This is a genomic window from Mesorhizobium caraganae (assembly GCF_016836705.1).
Classification (GTDB): domain Bacteria; phylum Pseudomonadota; class Alphaproteobacteria; order Rhizobiales; family Rhizobiaceae; genus Mesorhizobium; species Mesorhizobium caraganae.
Genome location: NZ_JAFCGY010000004.1, coordinates 205,471 through 220,712, shown reverse-complemented (window position 1 = coordinate 220,712; position 15,242 = coordinate 205,471). Strand labels below are relative to the sequence as shown.

Annotated in this window: 13 protein-coding genes, 1 pseudogene and 1 riboswitch; of the genes and pseudogenes, 6 read left to right on the top strand and 8 right to left on the bottom strand. The window is 65.5% G+C overall.

Annotated elements, in window-relative coordinates:
• Nucleotides 1–3: 3 nt before the first annotated feature.
• Nucleotides 4–762, top strand: a complete 759-nt coding sequence (locus JQK88_RS13015; RefSeq protein WP_203278494.1) for a cobalt-precorrin-6A reductase — start codon at nt 4–6, stop codon at nt 760–762.
• On the opposite strand, the gene JQK88_RS13010 is transcribed toward JQK88_RS13015, so the two are convergent.
• The 8 genes and pseudogenes from JQK88_RS13010 to JQK88_RS12975 all read right to left on the bottom strand — a co-directional run bounded on the left by JQK88_RS13010 (nt 726) and on the right by JQK88_RS12975 (nt 10,876).
• Nucleotides 726–1,490 carry a precorrin-3B C(17)-methyltransferase gene (locus tag JQK88_RS13010; RefSeq protein WP_192258001.1) on the bottom strand — a complete coding sequence of 255 codons (765 nt, stop codon included), beginning with the start codon at nt 1,488–1,490 and terminating at the stop codon, nt 726–728. The genes JQK88_RS13015 and JQK88_RS13010 overlap by 37 nt on opposite strands.
• On the bottom strand, nt 1,487–2,251 hold the full coding sequence (locus tag JQK88_RS13005; protein ID WP_203278493.1) for a precorrin-2 C(20)-methyltransferase: 765 nt from the start codon (nt 2,249–2,251) through the stop codon (nt 1,487–1,489). Before JQK88_RS13005 ends, JQK88_RS13010 begins: the two co-directional genes overlap by 4 nt.
• Complete coding sequence (locus tag JQK88_RS13000; RefSeq protein ID WP_203278521.1) at nt 2,248–2,880, bottom strand: precorrin-8X methylmutase; 633 nt, start codon at nt 2,878–2,880, stop codon at nt 2,248–2,250. Before JQK88_RS13000 ends, JQK88_RS13005 begins: the two co-directional genes overlap by 4 nt.
• Nucleotides 2,881–2,889: 9 nt before the next feature.
• A pseudogene (gene cobG, locus JQK88_RS12995) lies at nt 2,890–4,365 on the bottom strand (precorrin-3B synthase); the annotation flags it as partial.
• The gene (gene cobN / locus JQK88_RS12990; RefSeq protein WP_203278492.1) at nt 4,362–7,913 is read right to left on the bottom strand and encodes a cobaltochelatase subunit CobN; all 3,552 of its coding nucleotides are present in this window, start codon (nt 7,911–7,913) and stop codon (nt 4,362–4,364) included. The pseudogene cobG and the gene cobN, both read right to left, overlap by 4 nt.
• Before the next feature lie 18 nt (nt 7,914–7,931).
• Nucleotides 7,932–8,969 carry a cobalamin biosynthesis protein CobW gene (gene cobW, locus JQK88_RS12985; RefSeq protein ID WP_203278491.1) on the bottom strand — a complete coding sequence of 346 codons (1,038 nt, stop codon included), beginning with the start codon at nt 8,967–8,969 and terminating at the stop codon, nt 7,932–7,934.
• Nucleotides 8,966–9,400: a DUF1636 family protein gene (locus JQK88_RS12980; RefSeq protein ID WP_203278490.1), complete on the bottom strand. Its 435-nt coding sequence runs from the start codon at nt 9,398–9,400 to the stop codon at nt 8,966–8,968. Before JQK88_RS12980 ends, cobW begins: the two co-directional genes overlap by 4 nt.
• 39 nt (nt 9,401–9,439) lie before the next feature.
• A riboswitch (cobalamin riboswitch) is annotated at nt 9,440–9,644 on the bottom strand.
• A gap of 29 nt (nt 9,645–9,673) precedes the next feature.
• The gene (locus JQK88_RS12975; RefSeq protein ID WP_203278489.1) at nt 9,674–10,876 is read right to left on the bottom strand and encodes a winged helix-turn-helix domain-containing protein; all 1,203 of its coding nucleotides are present in this window, start codon (nt 10,874–10,876) and stop codon (nt 9,674–9,676) included.
• A 329-nt stretch (nt 10,877–11,205) separates the two neighbouring features.
• On the opposite strand from JQK88_RS12975, the gene JQK88_RS12970 reads away from it, so the two are divergent.
• Genes JQK88_RS12970 through JQK88_RS12950 form a run of 5 tightly spaced genes read left to right on the top strand, consistent with a single transcriptional unit; the run spans nt 11,206 to nt 15,240 of the window.
• The gene (locus JQK88_RS12970; protein ID WP_112565102.1) at nt 11,206–11,571 is read left to right on the top strand and encodes an NADH-quinone oxidoreductase subunit A; all 366 of its coding nucleotides are present in this window, start codon (nt 11,206–11,208) and stop codon (nt 11,569–11,571) included.
• Complete coding sequence (locus JQK88_RS12965; RefSeq protein ID WP_023670824.1) at nt 11,562–12,143, top strand: NuoB/complex I 20 kDa subunit family protein; 582 nt, start codon at nt 11,562–11,564, stop codon at nt 12,141–12,143. The genes JQK88_RS12970 and JQK88_RS12965 overlap by 10 nt, the downstream gene beginning before the upstream one ends.
• Before the next feature lie 4 nt (nt 12,144–12,147).
• Nucleotides 12,148–12,753, top strand: a complete 606-nt coding sequence (locus tag JQK88_RS12960) for an NADH-quinone oxidoreductase subunit C (protein WP_203278488.1) — start codon at nt 12,148–12,150, stop codon at nt 12,751–12,753.
• Between the two features lie 9 nt (nt 12,754–12,762).
• Nucleotides 12,763–13,953, top strand: a complete 1,191-nt coding sequence (locus JQK88_RS12955; protein ID WP_112565106.1) for an NADH-quinone oxidoreductase subunit D — start codon at nt 12,763–12,765, stop codon at nt 13,951–13,953.
• Nucleotides 13,954–15,240 carry an NADH-quinone oxidoreductase subunit E gene (locus tag JQK88_RS12950; RefSeq protein WP_203278487.1) on the top strand — a complete coding sequence of 429 codons (1,287 nt, stop codon included), beginning with the start codon at nt 13,954–13,956 and terminating at the stop codon, nt 15,238–15,240.
• The last annotated feature ends 2 nt before the right edge of the window (nt 15,241–15,242 follow it).

Genomic DNA, 15,242 nt, shown 5'->3' with positions numbered 1-15,242 from the left:
CCCATGAAGAAAGTTCTGATCCTCGGCGGCACAACAGAAGCGCGCCAATTGGCCGGAAAACTGGCGGCGGATTTCCTCGTCACCCTGTCGCTCGCCGGCCGCACCGAAAGCCCGGTCGCGCAAGGTGTGCCGGTGCGCCGCGGCGGCTTTGGCGGCGCCGACGGACTGGCCGCCTATCTCGAGGAAACGCGAACCGACCTGCTGATCGATGCCACGCATCCCTATGCGGCGCGGATTTCCGCCAATGCTGCGCAAGCCGCGCGCCTGAGCGGCGTGCGGATCCTGGCGCTGCGCCGTCCCGGCTGGGAGCCGATCGAAGGCGACCGTTGGACGCTGGTGGATATGGTGGGCGATGCCGTGCAAGCGCTTGGACCGACTCCGCGCCGCGCCTTCCTGGCGCTCGGCCGGCAAGAGGTCCCGGCTTTCGAGGCCGCGCCCCAGCACCACTATCTCATCCGCAGCGTCGATCCGGTCGAGCCGAAACTGGCGGTGCCGGATGCGACTTACCTCTTGGCGCGCGGCCCGTTCCGCGAGGCGGATGAACGCGCGCTGCTCGAAAGCAAGCGCATCGATGTCGTCGTCTCCAAGAACAGCGGCGGCGAGGCGACCTACGGCAAGATCGCGGCGGCGCGGGCGCTCCGCATCGAGGTGGTCATGGTGCGCAGGCCCGTCCTGCCGGACGTGCCCTCCGCCAAAACCGTCGATGAGCTTGCCGCGATGATCGATCATGGTCTCGACCCTGTCGCGGAGCGCGGCGTGTAGACCAGCGCCGGCTTGTCGCCGCGCTTGATGATCCTCGTTTCCGGCGAGCCGATGATGATGCAAGTCGCCATGTCGGCCTTTTCGGCGTCGACATCGGCCAGCAGAAACACCTCGATGCGCTCATCCGGCCGGCCGGCGGCGCGGCCGAAAATCACAGGCGTGGTGCCGGGCAGGATGGCGGTCAGGCATTCGAAGGCGCGGCCGAGCTGCCACGGGCGCGCCTTGCTGATCGGATTGTAGAGCGCGATGACGAAGCCGGCGCCGGCTGCTGCCAAAAGGCGCAGCTCGATCAGCTCCCACGGCTTCAGATTGTCGGACAGCGAGATGGCGCAGAAATCATGACCGAGCGGCGCGCCGATGCGGGCCGCGACCGCCAGCATGGCGGTGACGCCAGGCACGACGGCGACATCGACCGCGTGCCATTCGGCCGGGCCGGCCTCGATCGCCTCGCAGACGGCCGCCGCCATGGCAAACACGCCGGGATCGCCGCCGGAGACGACAGCGACATGATGGCCCTCGGCAGCCTTGACCAGCGCGTCCTTGGAGCGGGCGAGTTCCTCGCGATTGTCGGAGGCGACGCGGGTCTGGTCAGGGCGCAAGTCGAGCCGGTCGAGGTAAGGCTTGTAGCCATAGAAGAATTTTGCTTCCGCCACGGCGCGGCTGGCTTCCGGCGTGACCTGATCGGCATTGCCGGGTCCGAGGCCAATAACGGTGAGACGGCCGCTCATGGCTTGGCACCCATTCCCATAGCACCAGGCCGGCCGGACCAGCCGGCGACCAGCACGATGGCGAAGTAGGGTGCCTTGTCGTCCGGCTTGTCGGCGAGCCTCATCGAGACGCTGCCGGCCATGGTGCCGCGCTCGACATAGACAGCGCGGGTCAATTTGCCTGTGGCCTCCAGCGCCCGCCTGATCTTGGGCAGGTTGCGGCCGACCTTCATGATCACGGCGGCGTCGGTGTCGGCCAGCCGGCGAGTGAGTTCGAACTCGCTCATCGTTCCGGGCAAAACCGTCAGCACATCGTCGCCCTGGACGATCGGCACACCGGTCTGCGACCAGCATCCGGACATGGCGGTAACGCCGGGGATGACCTCGGTCGGGAAGCGATGGGCGAGGCGCACATGCAGATGCATGTAGGAGCCGTAGAACAGCGGATCACCTTCCGACAGCACCGCCACCATCCGGCCGGCCTCGAGGTGTTCGGCTACCTTTTCGGCCGACTGCTCGTAGAAATCGGTGATCTGCGAGCGGTAGTCGTCGTCGTCCTTGTCGATTTCGGTGGTGACGGGGTAGAGCAGCGGCAGTTCGAGCATGTCCGGGCGGAAGCGCGCCTCGACGATGGCGCGGGCATTGCTGTTGTTGCCGCGCTTGGCGAAATAGGCGACGATATCGGCTTCGGCCAGGGCGCGCGCGGCTTTCAGCGTCAGCAGTTCGGGGTCGCCGGGACCGGTGCCGATGCCGACAAGGCGGCCTTTGGGAAGCGCGTTCACAGGCCGGGCCTCGCCAGCGAATTGAGGGCGGCAGCGGTCATCGCGCTGCCGCCGAGACGGCCGCGCACGATGGCGTAGGGCACGCCATAAGAATTCTCGGCCAATGCATCCTTGGATTCGGCCGCGCCGACAAAGCCGACCGGCATGCCGATGATGGCCGCCGGCTTCGGCGCGCCGTCACGCAGTTTTTCCAGGAGATAGAACAGCGCCGTCGGCGCGTTGCCGATGGCCACAACCGAACCGGCCATGCGTTCGCCCCACAGGTCGATCGCGGCGGCTGAGCGGGTGTTGCCGATGTCTTTGGCAATGTCGTGCGTGCGCGGGTCGCGCAGCGTGCAGATCACCTCGTTGCCGGCGGGCAGCCGGGCGCGGGTGACGCCATGCGAGACCATTTCCGCATCGCAGAAGATCGGCGCGCCGGCCGCCAAGGCGGTACGGGCGGCCGCGACGAAGTCAGGTGAGAAAACAAAATGACTTGATGCTTCGACCTGGCCGCAGGCATGGATCATGCGGATGGCGACATCGGCCTCGGCTTCGGAAAAGCGCGACAGGTCGGCCTCGGCGCGGATGATGGCGAAGGAGCGCTCGTAGATTGCGTTGCCGTCATGGATGTAGTCGTAGGCGGCCATGCTCATTTCCTGTCGGTAGGTTTCGGCGATTGCCGCCGGCCCGAGCCTTGTCAGACAAGCGGCGGCGGTTTCGTCCTGAAATCGTGCGCTGCGGATCGCTGCCGCGACGTGACTGATGCCGCGCGCGGCGTCATAGCCCGGGCTGTAGCCCGCAGGAAGGGCCTTTGCCGTCGCGTTCACGACAAGTCCGGCTCCGTTTTCGCCGCCGACGATTGTTAGCGCCGCCGCGCCGGGGTGTGCGCAGCCCTTGGCACAACCGGAAATGTGCAGGGTGAAGTCGAGGATATCGGCGTTTTCGGCGGCGATGGTTTCGGCGATGTCGCGCGTGGCGATCTGGCCGGAGGCGCAGGCAGGGGTGCCGGGGCAGGCGGCAATGCGGGTGCGGGGGTCGGTGGCGGAGGTGACGAAGCCGAGCGCGGTTGCGGTGGTTTGGAGGAGGTGGTTTACGGCTGGTGGTTGGCCGAGGAAGAGCAAGGCACGGCCGGGGGCGAGGCGAATTTCGGTGGCACCGAGGGTGATGGCGCTTTGGGTGAGGGCCATGAGCTTGTTGGCCGGCATGCTGCCATAGGGGAGGGCGATGCCGAGGGCGTGGTCGGTGCTCAAGTCAAAGAGGCCAATCGGTGGGCAAGAGCGCTCTACGGCGCCCCCCTCTGTCCTGCCGGACATCTCCCCCACTTGGGGGGAGATTAGGCTGTCGCGGCCGTTTTCGCCATCCTTCAACGTCGAGAGTGAAGAGCCGCCAGCGAAGCTGCTGATCTCCCCCCTGGTGGGGGAGATGTCCGGCAGGACAGAGGGGGGCGCGACAGAGTGCCAGCCTGCGAGAGAGGCCAATTGCCTCTCCGACAAATCCCTCGCATGCGCCTCGCGGCCTTTTTCCGCGACCATCCTGAGCGCAGCCACCGCGATATCCCTCGCGACATCCGCATCGACCTTCGCCAATACCTTCGCGTTTCGACCGTCGCCGCCAACCGACACAGCCCACACGACGCCATCGCCGGCCCGCACCGCCTTCAGCCTGACATCGGCCGTCACCGCATCCATTGTCAGTTGCCCGCCGCCATCGACGACCACCGACACCTTTGGCCCAAGCCGTTGCGCCAGCCCGGCATCCTCAACCGCCATCCTGATCCGCTCAGCCAGCGCCCGTGGATCGGTAACCTCCTGTGGATCGATGCCCGCCAGCGGCCCGGTCTCGACCGGCACGCCGATGCGCACCGCAATGCCCAGCGCGTCCACCTCCGCCGCCAGCAGGGCTGCGCTTTCCGCCGTCAGCCCGCGGATCTGCAGGCTGCCGCGCGCCGTCACTTCCATGATGCCGTTGCCGTGCCGCAGGGCGGATTCGCAGAGTCCGATCAACAGCTTCGGCGACAAACCTCCGGCAGATGGGCCTCCAGCAACCGGATTGAGCCGCACCAGCAGGCCGTCGCCGGTCGGCATCGGCGCCGACAAGGCCGGACAGGCGCCACGCCTTGAGAAGGCGTTCATGCCGCGACCCCGAGCGCCTCGGCCTCGGCGATCAGCGCGGCAAGATCGTCGTCGACGGAATTGCGCAAGGGATGCCAGAGGCCACGTCTGCGCGCCGACAGGAAGCGTTCGGCGATCACCTTGGCGGCAGCCGGGTTTTCGCGCAGGATGAAGGCGCGCACGTCGGGATCGCCGACATAGGCGTCATGCACGGCCTCGATCAGCGCGCCCGAAATGGCGTGCGTGGTTTCGGCAAAGCCGATGAGGCGGTCGACGGTCTCGGCGAATTCGGAAGCGCCGCGCGGGCCGTGGCGCATCTGGCCCGATATAAACCGCGCGTTGACCGCTCGTGCTCGCACCACCCGCGATACGGCTTCGCTCACCGAGCGCGGTTTAGGTTTCTGCGGATCCGTCGTGTCGAGCACGATCACGTCGGCATTCCTGCCCAGCGCTGCCAGTGCGGCCGAAAAGCCGCCGATGAAGGCGACATCGGCGGAGCCTTCGAGAATGTCGCGGCCGGGATCGTCGCCGGTGTGGACGAGAAGATCGGCCTCGGCGATGCGGGTTTCGAAAGCGCCGGGGGAGGCGATGCCTTCGCCCTCGGCGCCGCCATAGGCGTGCGATGTGGCATTGAGATAGGCGCGGCCGATCTCTTCGCGCGCGCCCCAGTCGCCGCTCGACAACAGGTCCTCGACGCCGGCGCCATAGGTTCCGGGCGAAGTACCGAAGATGCGTGGGCTGATGTTGCCGTCGGCGCGGGTTTTGGCGGCGAGCGGATTTTCCGAATCGTCCTCGTCGCGCGCGGCAACGGCGTTGGCGGCGGCATCGATCAGCGCGATCTGGGTCGGGAACATGTCGCGGAACAGGCCTGAAATCCGCCAGGTGACGTCGACACGCGGGCGACCGAGGGCGGCCGGAGGCAGCACCTCGATGCCGGTGATGCGGCCCGTGGCAGAATCCCATTGCGGCCGGCAGCCCATCAGCGCCAGGCCTTGCGCGATTTCCTCGCCGCCGGTGCGCAGCGAGGCCGAGCCCCAGAGATCGATGACCAGCGAGCGCGGCCAGTCGCCATGCGATTGCATGTAGCCGCGCACCACTTCTTCCGCTGCAGCTCGGCCCAGATCATAGGCGGTCGGCGTCGGCATGGTGCGCGGGTCGGAGGTGAACAGGTTGCGGCCAGTGGGCAGCACATCGGAGCGACCACGCGCCGGCGCGCCGGCCGGGCCGGCCTTGATGTGGCGGCCGTCGAGCGCGGCAAGCAGTGCCGACTTCTCGGCTTCGGCACTTTGCCGGCGCATGGCATCGGCTTCGTCCTCGGGGGCGCGGCCGTAGATGTGCAGGCCGTCCTTGATGGCGAAATCCTTGAGGTCGCAAAGCCAGGCATCGATACGGCGCAGCGCTTCATCGGGCGCGTCGGTTTTGGCGACGCCGGCTTCGGAGGCAAGGCCGGTCTTTCGCGCGGTGTCGACGATCAGTTTTGCCAGCCGGTCGCGGCGGCGGCGATCGAGGCCGTCGGCCTGGGCGTATTCGTCGACCAGCCGTTCGAGTCTGTGCTGCTCTTCGTCCAGCCCCGCGCCGGCCAGCGGCGGCGGCAGATGGCCAAGCGTGACGGCGGCGATGCGCCGCTTGGCTTGTGCTGCTTCGCCCGGATTGGAAACGATGAAGGGGTAGATGACGGGCAGCGGGCCGGTGACGATCTCGGGAAAACAGGCTTGCGACAGCGCGACCGTCTTGCCGGGCAGCCATTCCAGCGTGCCGTGCGCGCCGACATGGATGAGAGCATGGATGCCGAGCGATTTGCGCAGCCACAGGCCGAAGGCGATCAGTGCGTGGCGTGGGGGCAGCGTCGGGTCGTGGTAGTCGGCACGACGGTCGGCCGAGCGCCCGCGGTCGGGGGCAAGTGCGACTGTGATGTTGCCGAAGGTCGCGGCGCGGAAGGGGAATTTCGCAGAGCTTGGCGCGTAAACACCCCCCTCTGTCCTGCCGGACATGTCCGGCAGGACAGAGGGGGGTGCCTCGCGCAGACCTACCTCATCCTCAGCCTTCCAAGCTAAATCTACGGCGGCAATAGCTTCTGCCGGCAGTGCCTTCGAGAACTCCAGATAATCACTCAAGGCCAGCCCGTCGCCGCTCTGCTCCAACGCATCCAGCAACGCGCGCGGCGATTGCGGAATCGCTTCAACCGCGTAGCCCTGTTCCCTCAGGTCATGCAGCATCGCCAGCACGCTGGATGGCACGTCGAGGCCCACGGCATAGCCGGTGCGGCCGGGGGCGCTCGGATAGTCGGGAATCAATATCGCCAGCTTGCGCGCCGCGCGAGCCGTCTCCTGCAGGCGAATAAACGCCGCTAACCTATCCGCCACCTGCGCCACGCGGTCCGGTTCCGGCCGGTTGGCGAAGGCGCGGTGGCCGAGTGCGGGGTCGGTCTCGCTTTCGCCCTTGAAGGAGATCGCGCCGGCAAGGATGCGGCCGTCGAGTTCGGGCAGCACGACATGCATGGCAAGATCGGCGGGCGCCAGGCCGCGCAGGTTCTTGTCCCAGACGTCGCGGCGAGTGGTGGCGACGATGACCTGGAAGACGGGCACGCCGGCGCGGTCGAACAGGGTTTCCACGCTGGGCTCGGCACCGGAAGCGAAGGCGGTGGCTGTGATGATGGCGGCGGGTTTGAGCGAGGCCAGCGCGGTTTCGACAAAGGCGAGGGAGGTGGCGTCTTTCAGGCTGGAGACGAAGATCGGGACCGGGGTGATGCCGCGCTGGCGGAGTGCATCAAAAAGCGCGTCGATGGGCGCGACATCGGCAGCCAGCAGCATCGAGCGGTAGAAGAGGATGGGCACGACAGCTGCGGCGCCTCCCTCCCCCTCGATGGGAGGGTGGCCCGCAGGGCCGGGTGGGGTCGGTACGACTGGGTTCGAAGTTTCTTTCTGTCGCCGCGCTTCAGAAAGTCGGCGCACTTCACCGGCGACCCCACCCCCGGCCTGCGGCCGGACCCTCCCCTCAAGGGGGAGGGGGACGCCGCCGCGGCCTGGCTCGTAGTAGCCGGCTTTCGGCACCGCGACCGGCTCGGCCGCCGCCACATCCGACCCGGCCAACCCCGCCAGCCGCTGCATCAGCGCGCTCATATTCTCCGGGCCGCCCTCGCGGAAATAACCAAGCAAGCCGTCCAGTTCCTCACGCGGCAGCGTCGAGGCTTCGATCAGGCGCAGGTCCTCGTCGTGGCCTTCGCCGGGCAGCAGGGCGAGTTTGATGCCCCGCTCACGGGCGATTGCTGCAAGCTGGTCGCAGCCGTAGCGCCACCAGTCGTAGCCGCCGAGGATGCGCACCAAAATCATCTTGGCGTGGCGGGCGACGCTGTCGACCCAGAGGTCGACGGACATGGGGTGGCGCAGGTCGCGAAGCGCTGCCAGCCGCATCGAGGGCAGGCGGGCCGCATCGGCCTTCCACGCCGCCGCCAGTCCTGCGAGATCGCTGTCGGTGAAGGACAGCGCCACGACATCCGCCGGCGTCTGCCGGAGATCGACCGGCTCGGCGAGATCGTCGAGCGAGGCGGATGTGGTGGTGAGGATGTGCATCGCGGCTCGTGCCTGAGATCAGCCGGCGAGTATACGCTCGATCGCCGGGCGGTTCAGCCCCTTGAGGCCAATGACGACGAGGCGCGAGCGGCGGTCGTCCTCGACCGTCCAGGCGCGGTCATAGTAATGGTTGACGCGCGGGCCGACCGCCTGCAGCAGAAGCCGCATCGGCTTGCCGCCGACATCGACGAAGCCTTTCACCCGCAGCACATTCTCTTCTTCGGCGACGGTGGCGACGCGCTTGGCCAGTTCGTCGGGATTGGCGATCGACGGAATGTCGACGATGAAGGTGTCGAAGTCGTCATGCTCATGGTCGAAAGCGCCGTCATGATGCGACTTGCGGTTCTCGATGTCGTCCTCGACGGCGAGGCCGAGTCCGAGCAGCACGGAGGGATCGACCTTGCCATGCGCGGTCGCCACGATTTTGACGGCGCGGGCGGAGTGTTCGCCGATGATGGCGTTGGCGCGGGCCGACCCGGCTGGATCCATCAAATCGCTCTTCGACAGGATGATCAGGTCGGCGCAGGCGATCTGGTCCTCGAACACTTCCTCGACCGGGTCGTCATGGTCCAGCGTCTCGTCCTGGACACGCTGCGCCTGCAGGGCGTCCATGTCGTTGGCGACGCGGCCTTCGGCCAGCGCCGGACCGTCGACGACGGCGATGACGCCATCAACCGTGACACGGCTCTTTACGCTCGGCCACTGGAACGCCTGGACCAGCGGCTTGGGCAAAGCCAGGCCCGAGGTCTCGATCAGGATGTGGTCGACCTTCGGCGTCAGCGCCAGGATCTGGTCAAGCGCCGGCACGAAATCGTCGGCGACGGTGCAGCAGATGCAGCCATTGGCCAGCTCAACGATGTTTTCCTCGGGGCAGGTGTCGATGCCGCATCCCTTGAGAATCTCGCCGTCGATGCCGATGTCGCCGAACTCGTTGACGATGATGGCAATGCGCTTGCCGCCGGCGTTTTCCAGGAGATGGCGGACCAGCGTCGTCTTGCCGGCGCCGAGGAAGCCGGTGACGACGGTGCAGGGAACACGGGAAACGGAAGCGGTCATATCAAGTCCTTCAGCATGTCGAGGGGCGGGATGCGGGCAACAAGGCCCCGCTTGAGGGAATCGGGCCGGCCGCGCCAGGGGATGAGGCCGTCGGTCGAGGTGGCGAAGAGCTTTGCCCCGGTGACGAGATCGGCGCCGCTGGTCGCGGTCAGGTCGCCGAAGACATAGCTCCAGCAGCCGTCGCGCAGGATGGCGGCGCTGAGGCGGCGCTTGCAGTTGCCGAGGCATTCGACCGTGCGGACACGGACGTTGTCATCGGCTGCGGCGCGGCGCGTGTCCTCAGCCAGCAATTCGCCAGCGCGGGGATGGGCGTCTGAGCCGGTCTCGTCGCGGCAGGAGGCGCAGACGATGACGGTGACGCCGACCAAGGCGTCGCCATCGGCGGACGAAACATCCGCTGTGCCAGCCGAAAAACTGCTGTTCTGGTCCAAAAACCGGGCTCCTTGCCCGGAAACCCGCCAGGCGATCGGATACTTCTGTCGCAGACGGCAGGTCTCCTGGCTCGCGAGTCGTCGCCTTGGTTAGCCGCCTTCCCGGTGTTACCCAGTGGCTTTCGGCCTTGGCTCTTCGCTTACAGTTGCGGGGACAGCCGCGGATTTGAGATCGAAATCCCGCACCGCATTCCCTCTTAGCCCCTGCCGTTGCGGGCAAGGGACCGTCTGCAGCGGATTTAGGCTTTTGCGAGCGGCGGTGTCAACGCACGGCTACGACATGGCGATGTCGGCCAAAGGCTGCCCCAAATCGCCGGCCGGCGTCACTTCGATGCGCTCGAGCCCAAGCCAGCCCTGCATCTGCTTCAATTCCTCGAAGAGTTGTGCAGCAGACTCCGGCGGCGCCCCCGGCTCGGCATAGGCGGCGTGGACGCGCAGCACGCTGGCGGGACGGTCGGCTTTGAGGTCGACGCGCCCTACGATCCGGTCGCCGAGCAGGAATGGCAGCACGTAATAGCCATATTGCCGCTTTTCGGCGGGGGTGTAGATCTCGATGCGGTAGTGGAAATCGAACAGACGCTCGCTGCGCGAGCGTTCGAAGACGACGGGATCGAACGGCGCCAGCAGCGCGCGCGCCTCGATTTTTCGCGGCAGGCGGGCGTCCTTGTAGAGGTAAGCCGGTTTGTCCCAGCCTTCGACGCGCACCGGCAAAAGCTCTCCCGCGTCGACCAACTCCTCCAGCCGTCCCTTCATGTCGGCCGGCGACAGGCGGAAATAGTCGCGCAAATCGCCAGATGTCGCGATGCCGTGGGCGCGGGCAGAAATGCGCAGCAACTCGCGATGCGCGTCCTCGGCGGCCGGCACCGGCAGATCGAGGATCGCCTGAGGCAGCACGCGCTCGGGCAGATCGTAGAAACGCTCAAAGCCGCGGCGGTGCGCTGTGGTGATGCGGCCGGCCCAGAACAGCCATTCGAAGGCATGCTTGGCATGGCTCCAGCCCCACCAGCCGCCCGAGCCCTTCTGGCCTTCGAGCGCCGAAGCGGCAATCGGGCCGCGCTCGGCGACCGCGCGGTAGATATCTTCGATATAGGCGGCGTGTTCGCGGCCCCATTTGGCGAGGCCCAGATACATTTCGTCGCCGCCCTCGGCACGCTGCATGCGCCAGCGCATCAGCGGCCAGGTCTCGACCGGCAGGAAAGAGGCCTCATGCGCCCAGTATTCGAACACCGTGCGCTTGCGGGTGAGGGCGGCATTGTCGAGCAAGGCGAGCGGGTAGGGGCCAAGGCGGGAGTAGAGCGGCATATAATGGGCGCGCACCACGGCGCTGACGGAATCGATCTGCAGCAGGCCGGTGCGCGAGAGCACGCGGGCGAGGTGGCGGCGGTCGGGCGTGCCGCCCGGCCGGGGATCGAGAAACCCTTGCGCTGCGAGTGCGATCCGCCTGGCCGTCGCGAGTGAAATTTTGTCCTTCGTCAAAGTGCCTTGCCTCTATCCATTTGCCCGATTTTTAGCCGGTGATTCCGACCATGCTAGCAGGCAAATGGCGGGAGACATGTCAGGAGACAAAAGTGGAGTAAAAAGTGAAGGAAATCAAACAGGAGCGGATCGGACCAGTTTTTCCCGACCTGCCGTCCAGCACTGCGTTTTGAACAAGGTTTGACTTGCTTCGCCGAAAGCCCTGCGCTAACCCTCGCCGCGTTGCAGCATAGGCACCTAAAACGGTTCAGCGGTTAAACTGTCACGCTTCCGCATTAGGGTTGGTTGCTGTAATCAACGTGGATTGGCCGCCAACGGAAAGCCGCAGCATGAACGCACTGCTCAGTTCGTACCTGCCCATCGTCCTCTTCATCGCCGTGGCGGCGGTCGTCGGCCTGGCGCTTATCATAGCGCCGTTCCTGGTGGCCTACCGCAGTCCCGACCCGGAAAAGCTTTCCGCTTATGAGTGCGGCTTCAACTCCTTTGATGATGCCCGCATGAAATTCGACATCCGCTTCTACCTGGTGTCGATCCTGTTCATCATTTTCGACCTGGAAGTGGCCTTCCTGTTCCCGTGGGCGGTGTCGTTCTCGAAGATCGGCATGCTCGGTTTCTGGTCGATGATGGTGTTTTTGGCGGTGCTGACCATCGGCTTTGCCTATGAATGGAAAAAAGGAGCGCTGGAATGGGATTGAACGACAGTTCCGGTACGCTCGTCGCGCCGAAGCCCAAGGGCCTGATCGACCCCAATACCGGACGTCCGGTCGGTTCTGACGACCCGTTCTTCCTCGAGATCAACAATGAACTCGCCGACAAGGGGTTTCTCGTCACCTCGACCGAGGCGCTGATCACCTGGGCGCGCAGCGGCTCGCTGATGTTCATGACGTTCGGTCTGGCGTGTTGCGCCGTCGAGATGATCCACACCTCGATGCCGCGCTATGATTCGGAGCGGTTCGGCGTTGCGCCGCGCGCCTCGCCGCGCCAGTCCGACATCATGATCGTGGCGGGAACGCTGACCAACAAGATGGCGCCGGCGCTGCGCAAGGTCTACGACCAGATGCCGGAGCCGCGCTACGTCATCTCGATGGGCTCCTGCGCCAATGGCGGCGGCTACTACCACTATTCCTATTCGGTGGTGCGCGGCTGCGACCGCATCGTGCCGGTCGACATCTATGTGCCCGGCTGCCCGCCAAGCGCCGAAGCGCTGCTCTACGGCATTCTTCTCTTGCAGAAGAAGATTCGCCGCACCGGCACGATCGAACGGTAAATCCATGGCCGCATCCCTTAGCGAACTGTCGACCTATCTCGGCGAAAAGCTGCCGGGCCGTGTCAAAGACGCGGTGCTGGCCTATGGTGAGCTCGGCATTTCCGTCGAGCCCGGCGACCTGATCGACGTGGCGACCTTCCTGCGCGACGATCCACGCTGCCAGTTCATCTCGATCATCGATGTCTGCGGCGCCGACTATCCGTCGCGGATCAAGCGCTTCGATGTCGTCTATCACCTGTTGTCGCCGAAGCAGAATTTGCGCATCCGCATCAAGGTCCAGGCCGACGAAGAGACGCTGGTGCCGTCGCTGACATCAGTCTATCCCGGCGCCGACTGGTTCGAGCGCGAGACCTACGATCTCTATGGCGTCCTATTCTCCGGCCATCCGGACCTGCGCCGCATCCTCACGGATTACGGCTTCGAGGGCCACCCGCTGCGCAAGGATTTCCCGCTGACCGGTTTCGTCGAAGTCCGCTACGACGACGAGGCCAAGCGCGTGATCTACGAGCCGGTGGAATTGAAGCAGGAATTCCGCAATTTCGATTTTCTTTCCCCGTGGGAAGGCACCGACTACGTGCTGCCCGGGGACGAAAAAGCCAAGACGAATTGAGGCGCCAGAATGGCCGAAACCTCCGTCCGCAATTTTAACATCAACTTTGGACCTCAACATCCTGCAGCGCATGGTGTTTTGAGGTTGGTGCTTGAGCTGGACGGCGAAGTGGTCGATCGCGTCGATCCGCATATCGGCTTGTTGCATCGCGGCACCGAAAAGCTGATCGAGCACAAGACCTATCTGCAGGCGGTGCCCTATCTCGACCGGCTCGACTATTGCGCGCCGATGAACCAGGAGCATGCTTTCGCACTCGCCGCCGAGCGGCTGCTCGGCATCGAGGTGCCGAAGCGCGGGCAGCTGATCCGCGTGCTTTATTGCGAGATCGGCCGCATCATGTCGCACATCCTCAATGTGACGACACAGGCGCTCGACATCGGCGCGCTGACGCCGCCGCTGTGGGGCTTCGTCGAACGTGAAAAGCTGATGGTGTTTTATGAGCGGGCTTCCGGCTCGCGCATGCATGCCGCCTATTTCCGCCCCGGCGGCGTGCACCAGGACCTGCCGGCGAAGCTGGTCGAGGACATCGGCAAGTGGATCGATCCGTTCCTGAAGTCGCTCGACGATCTCGACAAGCTGCTTACCGGCAACCGCATCTTCAAGCAGCGCAATGTCGATATCGGCACAGTGTCGCTGGCCGATGCCTGGGCCTGGGGTTTTTCCGGCGTCATGGTGCGCGGTTCGGGCGCTGCCTGGGATTTGCGCAAGTCGCAGCCCTATGAATGCTATTCCGAGATGGATTTCGACATCCCGATCGGCAAGAACGGCGACTGCTACGATCGTTATCTGGTGCGCATGGAAGAAATGCGCCAGTCGGCCAAGATCATGCGCCAGTGCGTCGACCTCTTGCTCGGCAAGGAAAGCGTCGGGCCGGTGTCGAATCTCGACGGCAAGGTGGTGCCGCCCAAGCGCCAGGCGATGAAGCGCTCGATGGAAGCGCTGATCCACCACTTCAAGCTCTACACCGAAGGCTATCGCGTGCCGGCGGGCGAGGTCTATGCCGCCGTCGAGGCGCCGAAGGGCGAGTTCGGCGTTTATCTCGTCTCCGACGGCACCAACAAGCCGTACCGCTGCAAGCTGCGCGCGCCGGGCTTCGCGCATCTGCAGGCCATGGATTTCCTCTGCCGTGGCCACATGCTGGCCGACGTCACCGCCGTTCTCGGCTCCCTCGACATCGTGTTTGGTGAGGTCGATCGCTAAATGTCAGTCCGCCGTCTCGCAGAAGCCAGCGTCCAGCCAGCCACCTTCGCCTTCAACCGAGCGAATGCGGCAGCGGCCAAGCAATGGATCAAGAAATATCCGAAGGGTCGCGAGCAGTCGGCGATCATTCCCTTGCTGATGATCGCGCAGGAGCAGGAAGGCTGGGTCACCAAGGCGGCGATCGAGACTATTTCCGACATGCTCGGCATGCCGCGCATCCGCGGGCTCGAGGTCGCGACCTTCTACACGCAGTACCAGCTCAATCCGGTCGGCACGCGCGCGCATATCCAGGTCTGTGGCACCACGCCCTGCATGCTGCGCGGCTCGGAAGCGCTGATGGACGTGTGCCGCTCGAAGATCCACCACGACCAGTTCCACACCAACGACAAGGGCACGCTGTCGTGGGAGGAGGTCGAGTGCCTCGGCGCCTGCGTCAACGCGCCGATGGTCATGGTGTTCAAGGACACGTTCGAGGACCTGACGCCGGAACGGCTGGCCGAAATCATCGATCTTTACGATGCGGGCAAGGGTGCCACGGTTCCCACGGGACCGCAGAATGGTCGAACCGGCTCCGAGCCGGCGCCTGGCCTGACGACGCTGAAGAGCGAAAAGGCGATCCTCAAGGCGACGCGCGACAAGGAAGCCAAAGCGGCGACCAAGGCTGCAAAAACGGCGCCAGCCGTGGTTGCGCCGGCCGCTACGGTTTCGCAGGCGCCGGCCGCAGCGCCGGTTGCTCCGTCCAAGGCCGGCAAGCCAAAGACCGATGCTCCAGAGACCAGTCCGGCTCTGAAGTCGCCATCGCCGGTCAAGGTCGCGCCCGAGGTGGAAAAAGCAGCGAGCGTTGCCGCACCGCTGCATTCGGCTGCCAATGCCAATCTGGCTGCGCCGGAAGTCGAGGAGGTCTCGAAACAGCGTAGCGGCCCCAGGAACAAAGCCGAGCCGGCGACTGCCTTCAAGGCGCCGGAAGTCAAGATTCCAGCCGCCAAGCCGGCAAAACCGTCGCTCCAAGACAAGAACCGTCCCGCTGGCATCGACAGGCCGGTCGCGGTCGATGATCTCAAGCTGATCTCAGGCGTCGGCCCGAAGATCGAGGGTATCCTGCACACTCTGGGCATCTTCACCTTCGCGCAGGTCGCTTCGTGGAAGAAGGCCGAGCGCGACTGGATGGACGGCTATCTCGCCTTCAGTGGCCGCATCGACCGCGACGACTGGGTCGGCCAAGCCAAGGCGCTCGCCAAGGGCGGCGTCGCCGAATACATCCGCGTCTTCGGCAAGAAGCCGGTCTGAGG